This is a genomic window from Microbacterium oleivorans, assembly GCF_023715745.1.
GTDB classification, from domain to species: Bacteria; Actinomycetota; Actinomycetes; order Actinomycetales; family Microbacteriaceae; genus Microbacterium; species Microbacterium oleivorans_D.
Genome location: NZ_JAMBOV010000001.1, coordinates 238988 through 257185, shown reverse-complemented (window position 1 = coordinate 257185; position 18198 = coordinate 238988). Strand labels below are relative to the sequence as shown.

20 protein-coding genes are annotated in these 18198 nt (G+C 70.0%); 11 read left to right on the top strand and 9 right to left on the bottom strand.

The window, feature by feature from the left end:
* Window positions 1-59: 59 nt before the first annotated feature.
* Genes M3190_RS01280 through sufU form a run of 4 tightly spaced genes read left to right on the top strand, consistent with a single transcriptional unit; the run spans window position 60 to window position 4706 of the window.
* Complete coding sequence (locus M3190_RS01280) at window positions 60-2114, top strand: APC family permease (RefSeq protein WP_251577521.1); 2055 nt, start codon at window positions 60-62, stop codon at window positions 2112-2114.
* Between the two features lie 34 nt (window positions 2115-2148).
* On the top strand, window positions 2149-2904 hold the full coding sequence (locus tag M3190_RS01275; RefSeq protein ID WP_251577519.1) for a hypothetical protein: 756 nt from the start codon (window positions 2149-2151) through the stop codon (window positions 2902-2904).
* 48 nt (window positions 2905-2952) lie between these two features.
* Window positions 2953-4248 carry an aminotransferase class V-fold PLP-dependent enzyme gene (locus tag M3190_RS01270; RefSeq protein ID WP_251577516.1) on the top strand — a complete coding sequence of 432 codons (1296 nt, stop codon included), beginning with the start codon at window positions 2953-2955 and terminating at the stop codon, window positions 4246-4248.
* On the top strand, window positions 4245-4706 hold the full coding sequence (sufU, locus tag M3190_RS01265; RefSeq protein ID WP_251577514.1) for a Fe-S cluster assembly sulfur transfer protein SufU: 462 nt from the start codon (window positions 4245-4247) through the stop codon (window positions 4704-4706). The genes M3190_RS01270 and sufU overlap by 4 nt, the downstream gene beginning before the upstream one ends.
* 33 nt (window positions 4707-4739) lie before the next feature.
* Here sufU and M3190_RS01260 read toward each other — a convergent pair whose 3' ends face one another.
* The 3 genes from M3190_RS01260 to M3190_RS01250 form a co-directional block, all read right to left on the bottom strand.
* The gene (locus tag M3190_RS01260) at window positions 4740-5708 is read right to left on the bottom strand and encodes an SRPBCC family protein (protein ID WP_251577512.1); all 969 of its coding nucleotides are present in this window, start codon (window positions 5706-5708) and stop codon (window positions 4740-4742) included.
* A 26-nt stretch (window positions 5709-5734) separates the two neighbouring features.
* Window positions 5735-6076 (bottom strand): ArsR/SmtB family transcription factor, encoded by a 342-nt coding sequence (locus M3190_RS01255; RefSeq protein ID WP_251577510.1) that lies wholly within the window; start codon window positions 6074-6076, stop codon window positions 5735-5737.
* Window positions 6077-6152: 76 nt separating this feature from the next.
* Window positions 6153-6812, bottom strand: a complete 660-nt coding sequence (locus M3190_RS01250) for a hypothetical protein (RefSeq protein WP_251577508.1) — start codon at window positions 6810-6812, stop codon at window positions 6153-6155.
* Between the two features lie 286 nt (window positions 6813-7098).
* On the opposite strand from M3190_RS01250, the gene M3190_RS01245 reads away from it, so the two are divergent.
* Window positions 7099-7920, top strand: coding sequence for a mechanosensitive ion channel family protein (locus tag M3190_RS01245; protein WP_251577506.1), 822 nt, complete (start codon window positions 7099-7101; stop codon window positions 7918-7920).
* A 37-nt stretch (window positions 7921-7957) separates the two neighbouring features.
* On the opposite strand, the gene M3190_RS01240 is transcribed toward M3190_RS01245, so the two are convergent.
* Window positions 7958-8290 carry a TraR/DksA family transcriptional regulator gene (locus tag M3190_RS01240; RefSeq protein WP_251577504.1) on the bottom strand — a complete coding sequence of 111 codons (333 nt, stop codon included), beginning with the start codon at window positions 8288-8290 and terminating at the stop codon, window positions 7958-7960.
* Between the two features lie 97 nt (window positions 8291-8387).
* Between M3190_RS01240 and M3190_RS01235 the strand changes: the two genes are divergently transcribed.
* Window positions 8388-8603 (top strand): hypothetical protein, encoded by a 216-nt coding sequence (locus M3190_RS01235; protein WP_251577502.1) that lies wholly within the window; start codon window positions 8388-8390, stop codon window positions 8601-8603.
* Here the strand turns inward: M3190_RS01235 and M3190_RS01230 are convergent.
* Entirely contained in the window at window positions 8600-9127 is a 528-nt protein-coding gene (locus M3190_RS01230) for a septum formation family protein (protein ID WP_251577500.1), read from the bottom strand. The two genes, M3190_RS01235 and M3190_RS01230, sit on opposite strands and share 4 nt — an antisense overlap.
* On the bottom strand, window positions 9124-9717 hold the full coding sequence (locus tag M3190_RS01225; RefSeq protein ID WP_251577498.1) for a septum formation family protein: 594 nt from the start codon (window positions 9715-9717) through the stop codon (window positions 9124-9126). Before M3190_RS01225 ends, M3190_RS01230 begins: the two co-directional genes overlap by 4 nt.
* 68 nt (window positions 9718-9785) lie before the next feature.
* Here M3190_RS01225 and purL point away from each other — a divergent pair, with 68 nt between their 5' ends.
* From purL to M3190_RS01205, 5 genes are read left to right on the top strand one after another with little or no spacing between them, the layout of a single operon-like run.
* The gene (gene purL, locus M3190_RS01220) at window positions 9786-12164 is read left to right on the top strand and encodes a phosphoribosylformylglycinamidine synthase subunit PurL (protein WP_251577496.1); all 2379 of its coding nucleotides are present in this window, start codon (window positions 9786-9788) and stop codon (window positions 12162-12164) included.
* Complete coding sequence (locus tag M3190_RS15305; protein ID WP_285875672.1) at window positions 12161-12295, top strand: hypothetical protein; 135 nt, start codon at window positions 12161-12163, stop codon at window positions 12293-12295. Before purL ends, M3190_RS15305 begins: the two co-directional genes overlap by 4 nt.
* 8 nt (window positions 12296-12303) lie before the next feature.
* The gene (locus M3190_RS01215; protein ID WP_251577494.1) at window positions 12304-13038 is read left to right on the top strand and encodes a YqjF family protein; all 735 of its coding nucleotides are present in this window, start codon (window positions 12304-12306) and stop codon (window positions 13036-13038) included.
* A 34-nt stretch (window positions 13039-13072) separates the two neighbouring features.
* A complete protein-coding gene (locus tag M3190_RS01210) occupies window positions 13073-13936 on the top strand; it encodes a hypothetical protein (protein ID WP_251577492.1) in 864 nt (287 codons plus the stop codon).
* 10 nt (window positions 13937-13946) lie between these two features.
* Window positions 13947-14684 carry a hypothetical protein gene (locus tag M3190_RS01205; RefSeq protein WP_308222229.1) on the top strand — a complete coding sequence of 246 codons (738 nt, stop codon included), beginning with the start codon at window positions 13947-13949 and terminating at the stop codon, window positions 14682-14684.
* Between the two features lie 51 nt (window positions 14685-14735).
* On the opposite strand, the gene M3190_RS01200 is transcribed toward M3190_RS01205, so the two are convergent.
* Genes M3190_RS01200 through M3190_RS01190 form a run of 3 tightly spaced genes read right to left on the bottom strand, consistent with a single transcriptional unit; the run spans window position 14736 to window position 17928 of the window.
* Window positions 14736-15662 carry a glycine betaine ABC transporter substrate-binding protein gene (locus tag M3190_RS01200; protein ID WP_251577490.1) on the bottom strand — a complete coding sequence of 309 codons (927 nt, stop codon included), beginning with the start codon at window positions 15660-15662 and terminating at the stop codon, window positions 14736-14738.
* Between the two features lie 53 nt (window positions 15663-15715).
* Window positions 15716-16639 carry an ABC transporter permease gene (locus M3190_RS01195; protein WP_251577488.1) on the bottom strand — a complete coding sequence of 308 codons (924 nt, stop codon included), beginning with the start codon at window positions 16637-16639 and terminating at the stop codon, window positions 15716-15718.
* Window positions 16639-17928, bottom strand: coding sequence for a quaternary amine ABC transporter ATP-binding protein (locus tag M3190_RS01190; protein ID WP_251577486.1), 1290 nt, complete (start codon window positions 17926-17928; stop codon window positions 16639-16641). The genes M3190_RS01195 and M3190_RS01190 overlap by 1 nt, the downstream gene beginning before the upstream one ends.
* Window positions 17929-18198 lie beyond the last annotated feature (270 nt).

Below are 18198 nucleotides of genomic sequence, written 5' to 3'. Positions count from 1 at the left end.
GGAGTCTAGGGATCGAGAGGCCCTCCGCCTCACGTTGCACTGCGTTCGCGGGAGGCGTAATGTCGCCCGCCGTGACCAGTGACAGCCGCGATCCGAACGCGGCCCCCTCCCCCGCCGTGAAGCGCATGCTGATCGGCGAACCCCTCGACACCGAGAAGCTCGAGGGACAGCTGCTGCCCAAGAAGCGGGCGCTGCCGATCTTCGCCTCCGACGCGCTGTCGTCCGTCGCGTACGCGCCGCAGGAACTGCTGATGATCCTGCTGCTCGGGGGGACGGCGTTCATGGCGTTCGCGCCGCCGGTCGCGGCCGCCGTCGTCGTGCTGCTCATCGTCGTCGTGCTCAGCTACCGCCAGCTGATCAAGGCCTACCCCTCGGGCGGTGGCGACTACGAGGTCGCCCGCACGAACCTCGGCGAGAAGGCCGGTGTCGTCGTGGCATCCGCCCTGCTCGTCGACTACGTGCTGACGGTCGCCGTGTCGGTCTCGTCCGGTGTGGACAACATCATCTCGGCGCTGCCGGCCCTCGACCCGTGGCGCGTCGAGCTGGCGGTCGGCTTCGTCATCCTGCTGGTCATCGTGAACCTGCGCGGTGTGCGCGAGGCGTCGCAGGCGTTCGCGATCCCGACCTACGTGTTCATCGGGTCCGTCGCCCTCATGATCGTGACCGGCCTGTTCCGCTGGGCGATGGGCGATGCCCCGGTCGCCTCGAGCGCGGACTTCACCGTCGAAGCCGAGAGCCTGTCGCAGGTGGCTTTCATCCTGCTCCTGCTGCGCGCCTTCTCGAGCGGCTGCTCCGCCCTCACCGGTGTCGAGGCGGTCAGCAACGGGGTGCCCGCGTTCCGGACGCCGAAGATCAAGAACGCGCAGACCACGCTCGTGCTCATGGGCGGCATCGCGATCGTGCTCTTCGCCGGTCTCACCGCGCTGGCTCTCATCGCGGGTGTGCACTACGCCGAGAACCCCTGCCGACTCGTCGGGTTCGACTGCGAGGCGGGCCCGCAGCCGAGCCTCATGGCCCAGGTCGCCGCCGCGACGTTCGGCGGCGACTCGATCCTCTTCTTCGTCATCCAAGCGGCGACCGCCTGCGTCCTGCTCCTCGCGGCCAACACCGCGTTCAACGGGTTCCCGCTGCTCGGCTCGGTACTCGCCCGCGACAGCTACGCCCCGAAGGCCCTGAACTCCCGCGGCGACCGTCTCGTCTTCTCGAACGGGATGCTGATCCTCGGCGGCGCCGCGATCGCGATCCTCATCGTGTTCCAGGCGAACCTGACGACCCTCATCCAGCTCTACATCATCGGTGTGTTCGTGTCGTTCTCGCTCGGGCAGATCGGCATGGTGCGCCACTGGCGGCGCGAGCTGCGACTGCTGAAGAACCGCCCCGCCGCGGTGCGCCGCGAGGCGATGTCGGGACTCGCGATCAACACGATCGGCGCCGCCTTCACCGTCGCCGTGCTCGCGATCGTGACGATCACGAAGTTCACCCACGGCGCGTGGCTCGTCTTCCTCGCGATGCCCGTCCTCGCGTTCCTCATGATCGGCGTCAACCGGTACTACCGCGACGTCGAGCACGAGATCGAGATGGACGACTCCGTGAAGTTCGGTTCGTCCGGCGACCTCGCCATCATCCTCGTCGGCAAGCTGCAGAAGCCCGTCGCGAAGGCGATCGACTACGCCCTGGCCGCGAAGCACGACAAGACCCTCGCCGTGCACGTGGCCGTCACGACCGACGACATCGCCGAGTTGAAGGCCGATTGGGAGTACCACCGGATGCCGGTGCCCCTCGTCGTCGTCGACTCGCCGTTCCGGCACTACGCCACCCCGCTGATCGGCTTCATCGAGAAGTACCGCGAGATGCACGGACCGTCGGTCGTGACCGTCTACCTGCCGCAGTACATCGTCGGCCACTGGTGGGAGACCCCGCTCCACAACCGCCGCGCGCGCCGCATCGCGCAGCAGCTGATGATGGTGCACGGCGTCACCGTGACCCTCGTGCCGTGGCTGCTGGATTCGTCCGAGATCGTCTACGGACGCCGCTCGCGACCACTCCCCGGCGACGACCGCGGCGGCCGCGTCGAGCAGCGTCATTACGGTTTGGTAGAGCATTCCGAAAACTGATGGATGAATGCGCGCGGACTGCCATGATGTGCGCATGGCCGAGTCCCGACGTCCCCGCAACCTCATTCCGCTGCTGACGCTCGCGGGTGTCCTCGCGATCGCCGTCGTCGTCGCGATCGTGCTGATGCTGAACCGGATGCCGGCCCCCGCCGCCGCACCGGGAGCGGGCTCGCCGTCGCCGGAGGCCTCCGGTGCGTCCGAGGCGGCGCCGACGCCCACGGAGACCGAGGCGGAGACAGAGGCCCCGACGGCGAGCGAGGTCGTGCTCGGGGCCGACGGCTTCACGATCGTCGCGGACGACGGATCCGAGCTGTACGCGTACGAGTGGCGCGGCGACGCGGACGCCGCCGTCGCGGCCCTCACCGAGGCGTTCGGCGCGGAGCCGTCCGAGTCGATCTACGAGGGCGACGGCACGCACTTCCCCGACTACACCTCGTACACGTGGGACGGGTTCACCTACTTCGACATGATCCCGACCGAGGGCGGCAAATCGCGGGACGAGTACTTCGTCCCCTCCTACGTGACGGTCACGGGCGCCGACGTGAGCGGCGTCGCGGTGACGCCCGAGTTCGACCTCGCGATCGGTCTCACCGCCGACGAGGTGCGCGCCCTCGGACCCGACCGGGAGGTCGAGATGTCCGACGGCGAACCGCGCTTCTTCTTCGCGATCGACCGCATCAACGGAACGCAGGGCGACGCCGAGCTCGACGGCTACTCGCCGTGGGTCAACACCGACCCCGTGGACGAGACGGTCGTGTCCATCACGTACCGCCCGTGGTCTGACCTCTGAGCCCGGCGCGACCGGCCCCGGGACCCGCCACCGGCGTAGCCTAGAGGGGTGACTTCTCCCGCCCTGTCCGAGACCGCGACGCTCGACGCTGCCCGGCTGCGCGCGGACTTCCCGATCCTCCAGCAGGAGGTGAACGGGCACCCGCTCGTCTACCTCGACTCCGGGGCGACGAGCCAGAAGCCCCGCCAGGTGCTGCAGGCCGAGTACGACTTCCTCACGCGCAGCAACGCAGCCGTGCACCGCGGCGCGCACACGCTCGCCGCCGAGGCGACCGATCTGTTCGAGGATGCCCGGGCCACCGTCGCGCGATTCGTCGGCGCCCGCGCCGAGCAGCTCGTCTGGACCAGCGGCGCCACCATGGGACTCAACCTCGTGGCGTACGCGATCGGCAACGCGACGCTCGGGCGGGGGGCACCGGCATCCGCTCGGTTCGCGCTCCAGCCCGGCGACGAGATCGTCGCGACCGCGACCGAGCACCACGCGAACCTCATCCCGTGGCAGGAGCTCGCGGCGCGGACGGGGGCGGTGCTCCGGCACATCCCCGTGCACGACGACGGCCGGCTCGACCTGGACGCGGCGGCCGAGATCATCGGCGAGCGCACCCGGATCGTGGCGTTCTCGCACGTGTCGAACGTGCTCGGGATCGTGAACCCCGTCGCCGAGATCGTCGCGCTCGCGCACGAGGTCGGTGCGCTCACGGTGCTCGACGCGTGCCAGTCCGCACCGCACATGCGCCTCGACCTGCCGGCCCTCGGCGTCGACCTCGCGGTCTTCAGCGGCCACAAGATGCTCGGTCCCTACGGCGTCGGCGGCCTCTACGGCCGGAGCGACGTGCTCGAGGCGCTGCCGCCGTTCCTCACCGGCGGATCGATGATCACGACCGTGACGCTCGACGAGGCGGGGTACCTGCCGCCGCCGCAGCGGTTCGAGGCGGGCACGCAGCCGATCGGTCCCGCGATCGGACTCGCCGCCGCGGTGTCGTACCTGGAGGACGCGGGGATGCCCGCCGTGCACGCGCACGAGGCGCGACTGGCGGCCCGCATGCGCGAGGGCCTCGTCGACATCCCCGGGATCCGTCTGCTGGGCGACGCCGAGGGCGGCGAGCGCGTCGGGCTCTGGAGCTTCACGGTCGACGGCGTGCACGCGCACGATGCGGGTCAGTACCTGGACGCGCAGGGCATCGCCGTGCGCGTCGGACATCACTGCGCGGCGCCGCTGCACAAGCGGTTCGGGGTGACGGCCTCGGTCCGGGCCTCGACCTCGCTGTACAACACCGACGACGACGTCGATGCGCTGGTGGATGCCGTGGGCGGCATCCGTTCCTACTTCGGAGTGAACGCATGAACGGTCTCGACTCGCTGTACCAGGAGCTCATCCTCGACCACTCGAAGCACCCGCACGGGCGCGGCCTGTCGCCCGAGGAGGGACGCACCGCGAGCTCGCACCAGCACAACCCGATGTGCGGTGACGACATCACGCTGCGCGTGCGCGTCGACGACGCGGGTGAGCGCATCACCGACCTGTCCTGGGAGGGGTCGGGCTGCTCGATCTCGCAGGCGTCCGCGTCGATGCTCGCCGCGCTGATCGAGGAGGACGGCGGCGACGCAGGTCTGCCGCGCGAGGAGGCTGTCACGCTGATCGACGGCTTCCGCGAGGCGCTGCGCTCCCGTGGCGCGATCCCCCTGGACGAGGAGAGGTTCGCCGACGCGGCGGCGTTGTCCGGCGTCTCGAAGTTCTCGGCCCGCGTGAAGTGCGCGATGCTCGCGTGGGTCGCGCTCGAGGACGCCCTCGCCCGGGCCTGAGCCGGCGGACGAGGGCGTCGCCTCGGAGCCGGGTTAGGCCGCCTGCAGCACCTCGCGCTCGAGGCGGGCGTAGGAGGTCTCCATGCCGTCCGCCATGCCGGTGGCGAGGATCATGTCGCGTGTCTCCTTGTCGGGGTACTCGATGAGCAGCGTCAGCAGAGTGGCACCGTCCTCCTCGTAGAACTGCAGGTCGTTCGTGGTCGAGGGGCCGTCCATGCCGATCATCTTCTCGGTGCTCACCGAGCGGCGCGGCTCATCGAGCAGCAGGGTGTCGCCTTCGAACCCGAAGCGGGTCTCGGGGTTGCCGCCCTCCTCCCAGACGTAGCGGTACTGGTCGCCGACGACGCACTCGACCAACGCCCAGCCGTCGGGCCCCAGCATCCACTTCCTCAGGAGTTCCGGATCGTGGTGCGCGCGCCACACGAGCTCGCGGGGACCGTCGACGAGCCGCGTGATGCGCACGTGCGCGTCGTCGAGGAGCTCGACGTTCGTGCCCTTGCCCTGGAACCACTCGCGCAGGTCGTGCAGCACGGTGTCGAGCTGGTCCATCGCCATGCGGGATCCCTCGACGGCGCCCATCGCGACGACCTGCTCCAGAGCCTCAGCCGAGGCGAAGTGAGTCACGTTGGACAGGCGCGAGCCGCCGGCGGTCTCGGTGAACGAGAAGACCATGCGCATCGAGGGGAACTCGGCGATGGGCTGCCCGTCCTCGTCGGCGAATGCGTCGAGCACCTCGAAGCTGCGACCCTCGTCGATGGCGAGGAAATCCCACGTCCCGCGGGACTTCTCGCCCTGCGGGCTGGTCATGGCGTAGTGAGCGCGGCCGCCGACGGTGAAGTCGAAGGCGGTGAAGGTGGCCGGCCAGCCGGGAGGACCCCAGAAGCGCTCGAGCTGACGCGGCTGGGTGAACGCCCGCCAGAGGCGGTCGACCGGGGCGTCGACGTCGGCGGTGAGGGTCATCGTGAGGTTCTCGGTGTCGGTCGTGATGTCGGTGACGGGCATGTCCTTCTCCTTCGTGGGACGGTCGGTCAGTTCTCGGGTTCGGCGAGGAGCGCGTCGAGGCGGTCGATGCGGGCGCGCCAGAGGTCTTCGTACTGCGCGAGGAGCGCGCGGGCGCGGGCGATCATGCCGGGGTCCGCTCGGACGAGCCGCTCGCGCCCTTCGGCACGCTTGACGACGAGTTCCGCCGCCTCGAGCACGGCGATGTGCTTCTGCACCGCCGCGAACGACATGTCGTAGTCCGCGGCGAGTGCAGAGATCGACTGCTCGCGCTGGAGCGTACGGCGCAGGATGTCCCGGCGCGTCGCGGTAGCGAGCGCGTGGAAGACGCGGTCGATCTGGTCATCGCTGAGCTCCGTTTGTGCAACCATTTGGTTGTACGTTAGGGCAGCGGATGCCGCGCGTCAAGCGGCGGCGGCGGCGCCGATACCAGCCCGCCGCCGTGGTCTACCGGCCGAGGCCGACTCGATCGATCTTGCGGTGGTAGCGCATGCCGGCGAGTCCTCCGAGGATCGCGCCGATCAGCGCGACCACCGCGGCGCCGATGGCGGTCAGGATGCCCGTCGTGGTCGCCGCCTCGGGATCGACGGGGATCCGCGGGAAGCTGTCGAGATTGCCCAGGAGATCCCACTGGCTGCCCGCCACGGCCGTCACGATGGCGACGACCACGGCGATGGCGATGGCCCAGATCCAGACGGCGATCCCCTGCTTCGCCCCGCTGAAGCGGGCCATCCGACCGGCGACGTACCCGCCCGCGAAGTACGAGACGAGCAGGACGATGCCGAGGAGGACAGCACCCAGGATGCTGGCGGTCCCCGCATTCCGGGTGGCCGTCTCGGCGGCCTCCTCCGGGGCGGTCCCCGTACTGGCGCCCACCCAGGTCCCGGTCGCGGCGACGAGTGCGGTGAGCAGGACGGCCGTGCCTGTGGCGGTGAGCCAGCCGAAGAACGCCGACCCGAACTTGAAGCCGCCGAACTCCGCCTTCTCACGCTGGAGGACGTCGTGGTGAAGGGTGTGTCCGGAATCGGACACCTGTGCCTCAGCCGGGGGCGTCGCCCCGCGGGCGGGAAGGTTCGCGGCGTCGCGATCGCGGTTCTCGGTGCTCATGGGGCGAGGATCCACCGCCTGCACCGCCGATCGACGAGGCTTGCCTGACCCGCGCTTCGGGCGTACTGTTCCGCCACCCTGCTGGACGAGGTCGCACCGGCGGTGGGGCCGAAATACCATCGCGGGCAGCACCGGAGCAATCCCCGCATCCCGTCCCGCCCGTGGCATCACACTGGCGACAGCAGCGGACTTCGCCGCAACACACCACAGAGAGTGTGCGCACTGAGGGCGCTCACTCCGTCGCCGGCAGCCGCAGATGCCGAGGACGATCGTGAAAGGTCACATCATGAACATCGGCAACGCACTGGAGAACGGGCTCGCGGCCGTGGTGACATTCGTCCCACAGGCTCTCCTGTTCCTCCTCATCCTCATCGTCGGACTCATCGTCGCCAAGCTGATCTCGAAAGCCCTCGAGAAGCTGCTCGAGAAGGTCGGCTTCGACCGTCTCGTGGAGCGCGGCGGTATCAAGAGGGCCCTCGCCAAATCCAAGCTGGACGCGTCCGACATCGTCGCCAAGATCGTGTACTACGCCCTGGTCCTGTTCGTCCTGCAGTTCGCGTTCGGTGTCTTCGGTCCGAACCCCGTCAGCGACCTTCTGGAGGGCATCATCGCCTTCCTGCCGAAGATCATCGTCGCGATCATCATCATCGTGATCGCGACGGCCATCGCCGCCGCCGTGAAGGGACTCATCCAGAACACGCTGAGCGGCCTCTCCTACGGCAAGGTCCTCGCGAACATCGCCGCCGTGTTCATCATCTTCCTCGGCGTCACCGCCGCGCTGAACCAGATCGAGGTGGCCACCTCGGTCACGACGCCGATCCTGATCGCCGTCCTGGCCATCATCGCGGGCGTCATCATCGTCGGTGCCGGCGGCGGCCTCATCAAGCCGATGCAGCAGCGATGGGAGGCCATCCTCACCAAGGGCGAGGAAGAGGCTCCGAAGATCGCCCAGCACGCGAAGGGCGCACCTCCCGTCGCCGTCCAGGCGGAGGAAGCAACGCGCACCCTCCGGCAGCAGACGCAGCCGGCGGCCCCGACGCAGCCGGCGGCCCCGACGCAGCCGGCCGCTCCGACTCGACCGACTCCGCCCGTTCCGCCCCGGCCGTGAACCCTGAGGGCCCTGCCTCCCAGGCAGGGCCCTCAGCTCAGGAGGCGCATGCCACGCACATCGTGGCCTGCGGGCGCACCTCGAGGCGCGCCTCGGGGATCGGCCGTCCGCACCGCTCGCAGACGCCGTAGGTTCCGGCATCCACCCGCGCCAGCGCGATCGCGACCTGCGCGAGTTCATCGCGCGTCGACATCCGGAGAGCATCGACGCGCTGCCACTCGCCCGAGAGCGTGGACCCCTCGGGGTCGTGCTCGTCGTCGGCCGTCGCGTCCGAGCGATCGACCCGCAGCGCCGCGTCATCGGCATCCAGCCGCGCGAGCTGTGCCTGCAGCTCACGCTCGCGCTCCCGCAGTCGCTCGATCGGATCCATCCGGTCAGCGTAGGCCTACCGACCGACGTCGGTGCCGTCAAGACCATCGCGACCGCGGCATCACACCCGCACAGTGGAAGCAACGGAAGGAGCCGTCATGGCCGACAACGAAGGCACCGAGAACGAAGGCGCGGAGCACGCCGACCCCGAGGAGATGCCGGACACCGACGAGCTCGAAGAGCCCAGCGTCGCCAAGGAGCCCGGCGAGGAGCCGAAGGCGCCGCCTCAGCAGGACGAGGAGCCCAGCCACCACGCCGTCGGCATCGGCGTCATCGACTCCGACCCGAGCGAGACGGACGAGCCGGGGGCTTAGGACGCTTCACGCCCGCTGTCGGCCAGTGTCCCGGTCACATCCTGGCCGGGAACGACGAAGCACTGCACCATCCGGTCGTGGCGCCCGCCCTTCCATTCGCCCTCGAGCGGCGTGAAGTACGAGAAGTCGACCGACGAGCCCTCGAAAGGCTCCCCCACGAAATCCTCGAACTCGGCGTAGCAGCCCTCGTCCGCGGCCTGGACGACGGCGTCGTCGCCCGGGTACGGCTGCCGCGGCAACGAGAACACGTGGAAGACCTCGTACGGATGCGGGTCGTCGCACGGGATCGCGCGGACCTGCGAGACCTTCCCTTCCCCATCGGGACCGCCCTCCCCGTCGGAGTCGGCGAAGCAGTCCCCCGCGACCAGTTCGAAGACGTCGAGGTCGCCGCCCACCGTGATCGTGCCGCTGGCATCGCGATAGACCATGCCGGACATCTCGTAGAAGCTCGCCTCGCTGCAGCCAGTGAGCATCGGAACGGCGAGCAGGAGCCCCGCACCACCGGCAACCGAAGATCGCCTCATGATGTCTTCGCTCCGCTGCCCTCGGCGCTGCCCGTGACCATCTCCTCCTCGTGGCCGAGGACGCACAGGACCTGGCGGTCGCCGCGACGCCATGACTGCTCGGCGGGCGTGTAGTACCAGAATTCGAGCGGCGAGTCCTCGTACGCCTCACCGACATAGGCCTCGAAGGCCGGGTAGCAGACCTCGTCCGCCGCCGACCAGACGTCTTCTTCACCGGGATACTCGTTGTCGGGGAACTCGTCCGCCGGGAACCGCGACTCCGGCAGAACGATGTCCGCGTACAGCTCGTACATGTGGGGCTCGTCGCAGGGCACCGGGTAGACCGCCGAGCTCCACGAGGGCGCCGACTCGTCGAGCTCGGGGATGTCGTAGCAGTCGCCCACATCGAGCGCGTCCAGGCTGGCCTGCAGGTGCGTCGACGGATCGTCGTCCGCCGGGGGGATGACCGGGCCGTTCTGAGCCTGCATCATCCCGCGAGCGACCCCGTACATCACCTCCGCACATCCCGCGAGCATCGGTGTGGCCACGAGGAGGATGACCCCCGCGGCCGCAGCGGCGGGAAGGCGCCCACGACGGGTTGCTGTCGACATGTGTTCCCCCAGGAGTGCGCGCCGAGCTGACGGCGCCAGCGTACCGCCCGGGGACCCATCCGCACACGATGCCGCCGATAGGATGGGGGCGTCCCCCGGCATCCCGAGTCTTGGAGCCCAGCCGCGTGAGCACCCCCGTCGCAGACACTGTTGAGAACGCCGTCGCCACGCCGGAGAAGGAGCAGCCGTACGCGGCGCTCGGCCTCAAGCCCGACGAGTACGACCGCATCCGCGAGATCCTCGGCCGCCGCCCCACCTCGGGCGAGCTGGCGATGTACTCCGTCATGTGGAGCGAGCACTGCTCCTACAAGTCCTCGAAGATCTACCTGCGCCGCTTCGGTCAGAAGGTCTCGGACGAGATGAAGGAGCGGCTCATGGTCGGCATGGGCCAGAACGCCGGCGTCGTCGACGTCGGCGAAGGCTGGGCCGTCACCTTCAAGGTCGAGTCCCACAACCACCCCAGCTACATCGAGCCGTTCCAGGGCGCCGCGACCGGCGTCGGTGGCATCGTCCGCGACATCATCTCGATGGGCGCGCGCCCCGTCGCCGTCATGGACCAGCTGCGATTCGGTGACATCGACGACCCCGACACCGCCCGCGTGGTCCACGGCGTCGTCAGCGGCATCAGCTTCTACGCCAACTGCCTCGGGCTCCCCAACATCGGCGGCGAGACCGTCTTCGACAAGGTCTACCAGGGCAATCCGCTCGTCAACGCGCTCGCGGTCGGCGTCCTCCGCCACGAGGACATCAAGCTCGCCAACGCCACCGGCGCCGGCAACAAGGTCGTCCTGTTCGGCGCCCGCACGGGCGGCGACGGCATCGGCGGCGCCTCGATCCTGGCATCCGACACCTTCGCCGACGGCGGCCCGACCAAGCGTCCCGCCGTGCAGGTCGGCGACCCCTTCGCCGAGAAGGTGCTCATCGAGTGCTGCCTCGAGCTCTACCAGGGTGAGCTCGTCGAGGCGATCCAGGACCTCGGCGCCGCGGGCATCTCGTGCGCCACGAGTGAGCTCGCCGCCAACGGCGGATCGGGCATGAAGGTCGACCTCGAGAAGGTGCTGCTGCGCGACCCGTCGCTCACGCCCGAGGAGATCCTCATGAGCGAGAGCCAGGAGCGCATGATGGCGATCGTCGCTCCCGAGAAGCTCGACGCCTTCCTCGCCGTCGTGCAGAAGTGGGATGTCGAGACGAGCGTCCTCGGCGAGGTCACCGGCGACGGCCGCCTGCAGATCTTCTGGCACGGCGAGCAGATCGTCGACGTCGACCCCTCGACCGTCGCAGTCGACGGCCCCGTCTACGAGCGTCCCGTCGCCTACCCGACGTGGATCGACGCGCTCCGCGACGACTCCGCCGCGCACCTCGAGCGCAGCGACGACCCGGGAGTCCTGCGCGAGCAGTTCCTGAAGCTGCTCGGCAGCCCGAACCTCGCCGACACCTCGTGGGTCACCAACCAGTACGACTACTACGTCATGGGCAACACGGCCCTCAGCTTCCCCGACGACGCCGGCATGATCCGCGTCGACGAGGAATCCGGCCTCGGCTTCGCCATCGCGACCGACTGCAACGGCCGCTACTGCCAGCTCGACCCGTACGCGGGTGCGCAGCTCGCCCTCGCCGAGGCGTACCGCAACGTCGCCGTCACCGGCGCCGAGCCCACCGCGGTCACGGACTGCCTCAACTTCGGCAGCCCCGAGAACCCCGAGGTCATGTGGCAGTTCGGGCAGGCCGTCGACGGTCTCGCCGACGCGTGCTTCGAGCTGGGCGTCCCCGTGACCGGCGGCAACGTCAGCTTCTACAACCAGACCGGCGACCAGCCCATCTTCCCGACCCCGGTGGTCGGTGTGCTGGGCATCATCGACGACGTCGCCCGCCGCATCCCCAGCGGCTGGCAGGATGCCGGCGAGAACATCTACCTCCTCGGCACGACCTCGACCGAGCTCGACGGCTCGGCGTGGGCCGACACCGTCCACAACCACCTCGGCGGCCGGCCGCCGAAGGTCGACCTGGCCGGTGAGAAGACCCTCGCGGGTCTGCTGCAGGCCGCGCGCGACGAGATGCTCGTCTCCAGCGCGCACGACCTCTCCTCCGGCGGCCTCGCGCAGGCTCTGGCCGAGGCGACGACCCGGTTCGGCGTCGGCGCCCGGGTCTGGCTGCGCGAGATCATGGAGCGCGACGGAGTGGATGCCGCGACCGCCCTCTTCAGCGAGTCGACCGGCCGCGTCATCGTGTCGGTGCCGCGCGAGGAGGACGTGAAGTTCCGCGGTCTGTGCGAGGGACGCGGGTACCCCGTCCTCCGCATCGGCGTGACCGACTCCGCACCCGAGGGTGAGCAGTCCACGCTCGAGATCCAGGACGTCTTCTCGATTGCGGTTCCCGAGCTGCGTCGAGTCGCGAAGGCGACGCTCCCCGCCGCGTTCGGACCCGTCGTCGACGAGGTTCCCGCGTGAGCGACGACCCGGAGTACGCCGAGTTCGTCGGGCGCAAGCGCGCCCGGACGAAGGTGATCGCGTGGACCGTGATCGTCTCGATGGTGCTCGTGGGCGGTGGGGCGACCGTCCTCACGCTCCTGTTCGGCTGACCCGGGTCATGGACGCCACCGCGCCTGCCCTGCCGGGTCGCGCGGTGCTGCAGCAGCGCTGGAGCGGCGCGTGCTTCCTGCACTGGCGCGTCCATCCGTCGCAGGTCGCGCCGCTGTTGCCGAAGGGGACCGAGCCCGACGTCTTCGACGGGTCGGCCTGGGTGGGCCTCATCCCGTTCGTCCTCAGCGAGTTCCGCTTCCTCCCGCTGCCGCCGGTACCCTTCGTGGGTCGTTTCGTTGAGATCAACGTCCGTACGTACGCGAAGGATGCCGCCGGCCGCCGCGGCGTCGTCTTCCAGACGCTCGAGGCCGAGCACCTGCTGCCGGTGCTGGGCGCACGGGCCGTCTTCGGACTGCCGTACCGGTGGGCGAAGGCCGCGGCGCGCACGGAGGGAGATGCGATCGAGTACGCGTCGCGACGTCATCCGGGGTTCGGCGATCGGGTGCGCACCCGCATCCGGGTCATCCCCGGAGCGGAGGCCGTCGACGACGACCTGAGCCGGTTCCTCACGGCGCGGTGGGGCTTCCACGAGCGGCACCTCGGACGAACGATCTGGGCCGCGAACGAACACGAGCCATGGCCGCTCGTGCGAGCGGAGGTCGACCGCCTCGACGACGGTCTGCTGGCGGATGCCGGTTTCCCCGGTCTCGCGGATCGCGCACCCGACTCCGTGCTCGCGATGCCGGCCGGGCACCCCGGTGTGGTCACCCGGTTCTCGGGTGCGCGGGTGGTCGGCAGCTGAGAGCGCTGTCACCCCGCGCGGCTAGCATGGCGGCATGCAGCTCTGGATCGTCGCGATCGGGGCCGCGGTGGCGGAGTTCTGGTGGGTCGCTCCCGCCGCGGTCGGCGCCGGCGCGGCCAGCGTCCTCGGGGTGCGACGCGGCCGGAGCACCCGTGCACGACGACTCGGCCTGACCGCCGCGCAGCGCGAACTCCAGCAGGCGCGCTCCGAGGCGGTGGGCGCGCGCGCCGCGGCGCGCGTCGCGCAGGCCGAGCTCGTCCGCGCCGAAGCCGAGCGTGCCGCCGGTCGTGCGCGGCCCGACGACGTGCGCACCGCGCGTCGCGCGCTCGAGACCGCTCAACGGGCCAGAGCCGCAGCGACCGCGACGATCCGCGTCGCCCGTGCCCGGGTGAGCGCCGAGCGCGCCGCCGTCCCCGCCCGCGGCACCGACCCGAAGCACCTCCCCCTCGCGCGTCTCATGGCCGCCCACGATGCGATCGCCGCACGCTGGATGGAGTACGAGACGGATGCCGCCCGCCGCCTCGCCTTCCCCGCCCTGAGTGACGTGCGCGTCCCTGCGACGGCCGAGTTCCTGCGCCTCGAGGGCGTCGCCCGCGAGCACCGCCCGGCATCCCCCACGGCGAAGCTGACCCCCGAGCAGTTCACGACCTACCGCGCGGCCGTCGACGACGTCGGCCGTGCCTTCGCCGCCGCCGAGCAGGAGGCCTGGCGCCGTGCCGGTCACCGGCCCGCCGACGCTCCGTCCGACGCTCCCGCCGCGCCCGTGTGGACGGTCATCGCGGGTGAGGCGATCGCGCGGTCGGTCGACGGCATCACTCGTGCGGCGGAGGGCGCGGCATCCGCTCTCGACGCCTACCGGTCGCGGCGCGGCGGTCGTGACGATCGACCCCGCACGTAAGGTGTAGCGGGTGGACGGATTCTGGGCCTTCGCCGGCAACTACTGGTGGCTCGTGTTCCCGCTCTTCGGTCTCGCCTCGGCCGCAAGCGGCTCGTGGGCGTCCGCCTCGAAGCGTAGGCACAAGCAGCGCCTGGAGATCATGAAGGCGAAAGCCGAGCTCACCGCCGCTCGCGCCGCAGCCAAGCGGGGAATCGGCTCGGCCTCCGCAGCCGAGGTCGAGGCGCCGTCGCAGTCGCTCGTCGATCAGCTCGACGACCTGCGTGCCGTGCACGACGAGGTCACCCACCGCTGGCTCGACTACGAGCTCGACGTCGCGAAGCTCATCGCCTTCCCGTCGATGAGCGACGGCCGCGACCCTCTCACCGCCGGCTTCCTGCGCGCCAAGAAGGTCGCCGACCGCGCGCGCCCGGCGGACGGCGTCACGCCTTCCGCCGAGCAGGTGCGGGAGTACCGCAAGGCGGTCACCGACTTCGAGGTCGCCTTCGACCTCGCCGAGCGGGAGGCACGTCGGGTGCGGGACTCCGGATTGACGGATGCCGAGCGCAAGCGGCTCGCCACGGCATCCCGCATGCTCGCCGTCGCGACCGACGAGGCCGCGACCCCCGCCGAGCGGCACCTCGCCTACCAGCGCGTGCGCGAGGAGATCGACGGCCTCATCGCCCTGTCGGACGACGCCGTCGAGGTGCTCGAGAAGAAGGTCGCGCAACCACTGACGGAGAGGCCATCGACCGAGCCGCCCACGGCCTGAACGACGAAGGGGACCCGGCCGCAGCCGGATCCCCAGGAGGTCACTGACGGATCAGTCGGTGACGATCGTGTCGTAGGCGTCGGGGTTCGCCTCGAGCCAGGCGTCGACCGCCTCAGCTTCCTTGCCCTCGCCGTACTCGTTGACGACCATGTCCTCGAGGGAGGCGTACTGCTCGTCGTCGAGGGCGATGCCGGCGATGTACTCCGCGGCCTCCGGGTACTCCTCGGCGAAACCGTCGGTGCCGAGGAAGTGCAGCGCCTCGGCGTCACCCATCGCGCCCTTCGGGTCCTCGAGGTCCTTCAGGCCGTACCGGTCGTTGGCCCAGAACGGCCGCCATGAGGTCACGACGATGTCGCGCTGCGCCGCCTCGGCGCTGTCGAGCTCGGTCAGCATCGCCGCCGTGGACGAGGTGACGAGCTGGTAGCTGTCGCCGAGACCGTACTCGGGGATCATCGACTCCTGCGTCTGCTTGGTCAGACCGGCGCCCGGCTCGATGCCGTAGATCTTGCCGCCGAAGCGGTCGGCGTTGTCCTTCAGGTCCTCGATGGAGTCGATGTCGACGTACTCGGGCACGGCGATCGTGAGCTTCGCGCCGCCGTAATACTCGCCGAGGTCATCGATCTTGTCGCCGTACTGGTCCATGTAGGACTTGTGGGTGAGCTCGGGCCAGGCCGACGGGTAGATGTCGACGTCGCCCTGCGCGAGACCGGCGTACAGCGGGCCGGCCTCGGTGAGCTCCTGCATCTTGACTGTGTAGCCAATCTTCTCGAGCTGGTCCTGCAGCAGGTACGCCGTGCTGAGGCCGTCGGTCCACGACGGCAGGTAGCCGAGCGTGATCGTCCCGAGGGAGGCGTCGCCGCCGTCCGAGCCGCCGGAGCTCGAGCCGCCGGCGACGTCGTTGCCCGTCGCACAGCCGGCGAGGGCGAGGGATGCCGCCGCCCCGATCGCGAGGATGCCGGTCAGGTGTCGCTTGTTCATGAATGCCTTCCGTATGTGATTGCTGGTTCCGTATCGTGCAGGTCAGGGAGGGGTCAGGCGGTTGCGGGGACCGGCTCCGGCGCGGAGGCCGGACGCGCGTCCTTGGGGCCGCGGCGGCGCGCGAGCGCGCCGAGCAGTGAGCCGCGCTGCTCCTTCAGCGCGCCGAGGGCGCCGGTGAGGCGGTCGAGGTAGACGGCGAGGATCACGACGCTGAGGCCAGCCTCGACGCCCTTCGCGATGTCGACGGTGGACATCGCCTGGACGATCTCCTTGCCGAGACCGTCGGCGCCGGCGATGCCCGCGATGACCGCCATCGACAGGGCGAGCATGATCAACTGGTTGACGCCCGCCATGATGCTCGGCATGGCGAGCGGCAGCTGCACCCCGCGCAGGATCTGCCCCGGTGTGGCACCGAAGGCGTGACCGGCTTCGACGGTCTCGCTGTCGACGCCGCGGATGCCGAGCTCGGTGAGCCGCACGCCCGGAGGCAGCGCGAAGATGACCGTCGCGACGACACCCGGAACGACGCCGATGCTGAAGAAGACGATCGCGGGGATCAGGTAGACGAACGCCGGCATGCTCTGCATGAGGTCGAGCACGGGGCGCAGGATCGCGCTGAACGTGTCGTTGCGCGCCGCCGCGATGCCGAGGGGGACGGCGATGACGACCGCGATGATCGCTGCGACGAGCACGAGCGCGAGCGTCTGCATCGAGGTCACCCACTGACCCACGCCGAGGATCAGGGCGAAGCCGATCACCGTGACGAGCGCGAAGCGCCACGAGCGCAGCAGCCAGGCGAGGGCGGCGAACAGGACGATCACGGCGACGATCGGGAGGGAGAGTAGCGCGTTCGCCAGCGCGTCGACGAACCAGCCGACGACCGCCGAGACGCCCGACAGCAGCCACCCGAGGGTGTCGCGGATCCAGGCGACGCCGGTCTCGGCCCACTCGCCGAGGGGGATGCGGAAGTCACCCATCAGCGCACCTCCTCCTTCTCGGACGCCGGAGCTCCGACAGCGAGCGCCTCGTCGATCTCGGCGCCCGGCACCGGATCGAGGACGACGGGGATCTCGGTCGTCTCGGTCGTCGACGGGCCGAGGGCGGTGAGCAGCGTGATGCGCGGGATGACGCCGACGAGGCGACCCTCGGCATCCGTCACCGCCAGCGGCAGCGGCGACTCTGCAGCGGGGACGAACAGATCCATCAGGACGTCGTCCTGATGGACGGCCTGCGGCACCGGCCGGAGCAGCGCGGAGATCGTCGTCTCGCCGCGGCGCACGAGCTTGAGCGCGTCGCGGTCGGTGAGCATGCCCAGGAGCTTCCGGCTGCGGTCGGTGACGTAGACAGCGGCCATCCGGGCGTCGCGCATGGTGCGCAGCGCCGTTCGCGGTCCTGCCGCCTCGGTCACCGAGACCGAGCCGGGGCGCTCCATGACGTTGGCGGCGGTCAGGACGCGGGCCCGGTCGACGTCCTGCACGAACTGCTCGACGTAGTCGTTGGCGGGGTCGGTGAGGATGTCCTCGGGCGTGCCGATCTGCACGATGCGGCCGTCGCGCATGACGGCGATGCGGTCGCCGAGGAACATCGCCTCGTTCAGATCGTGCGTGATGAAGACGATCGTCTTCTGCAGGGTCTGCTGCAGTTCGAGCAGTTGCTCCTGCATCTCGCGGCGGATGAGCGGGTCGAGCGCGCTGAACGCCTCGTCCATCAGCAGGATGTCGGTGTCGGCGGCGAGCGCGCGGGCGATCCCGACTCGCTGCTGCATGCCGCCCGACAGAGCGGACGGCAGCTTGTCGCCCCAGCCCTCGAGGCCGACGAGGGCGAGGATCTCCTCGGCCTTCGCGAGGCGCTCGGCCTTGCCGACGCCCTGCAGCTCGAGCGGGTAGGCCACGTTGGCCGCGACCGTGCGGTGCGGCAGCAGGGCGAAGTGCTGGAACACCATCGCGATGCGCTCGCGACGGATGCCGCGGAGCTTCGCCGCCGGGATGCCGGTGATCGGCTCGCCGTGGACGAGCACCTCACCGTCGGTCGCGTCGTGCAGCCCGTTGAGCATGCGGATGATGGTGGACTTGCCCGAGCCCGACAGGCCCATGATCACGAAGATCTCACCCTTCTCGACGCGGAAGCTCGCGTCGATCACGGCAGCGGTACCCGCATCGCGGACGGCGTCCCGGCGTTCTCCCGCCTGCAGGCGCTTGACGGCCTGGGCGGGAGATCTTCCGAAGACTTTGAACAGGTTCTTCGCTTCGACAGCGGCAGTTGTCACGTGCTTCCCTCGGCGGGCGCGCACGCGTCCGCATAGGTAGCGCCCGGGTGGCGGTCACCGGCATCCGCACGAGCGAAAACGTCACTCGAGTGCAGCGCTCCGACGACGAACATCGGGCTCGTCATCCAGACCGCCGACCATACGCCCGCTCGTCGTCGACACCTCAGGATGTCGGTTCGAAGGGGCGCGGACTGGTCGTCGAGGGCGCGAGGCCCTTCTTCGACGGTAACGAAGATGGTTGATCGGGATCAAATCGATCCATCAGGTTGC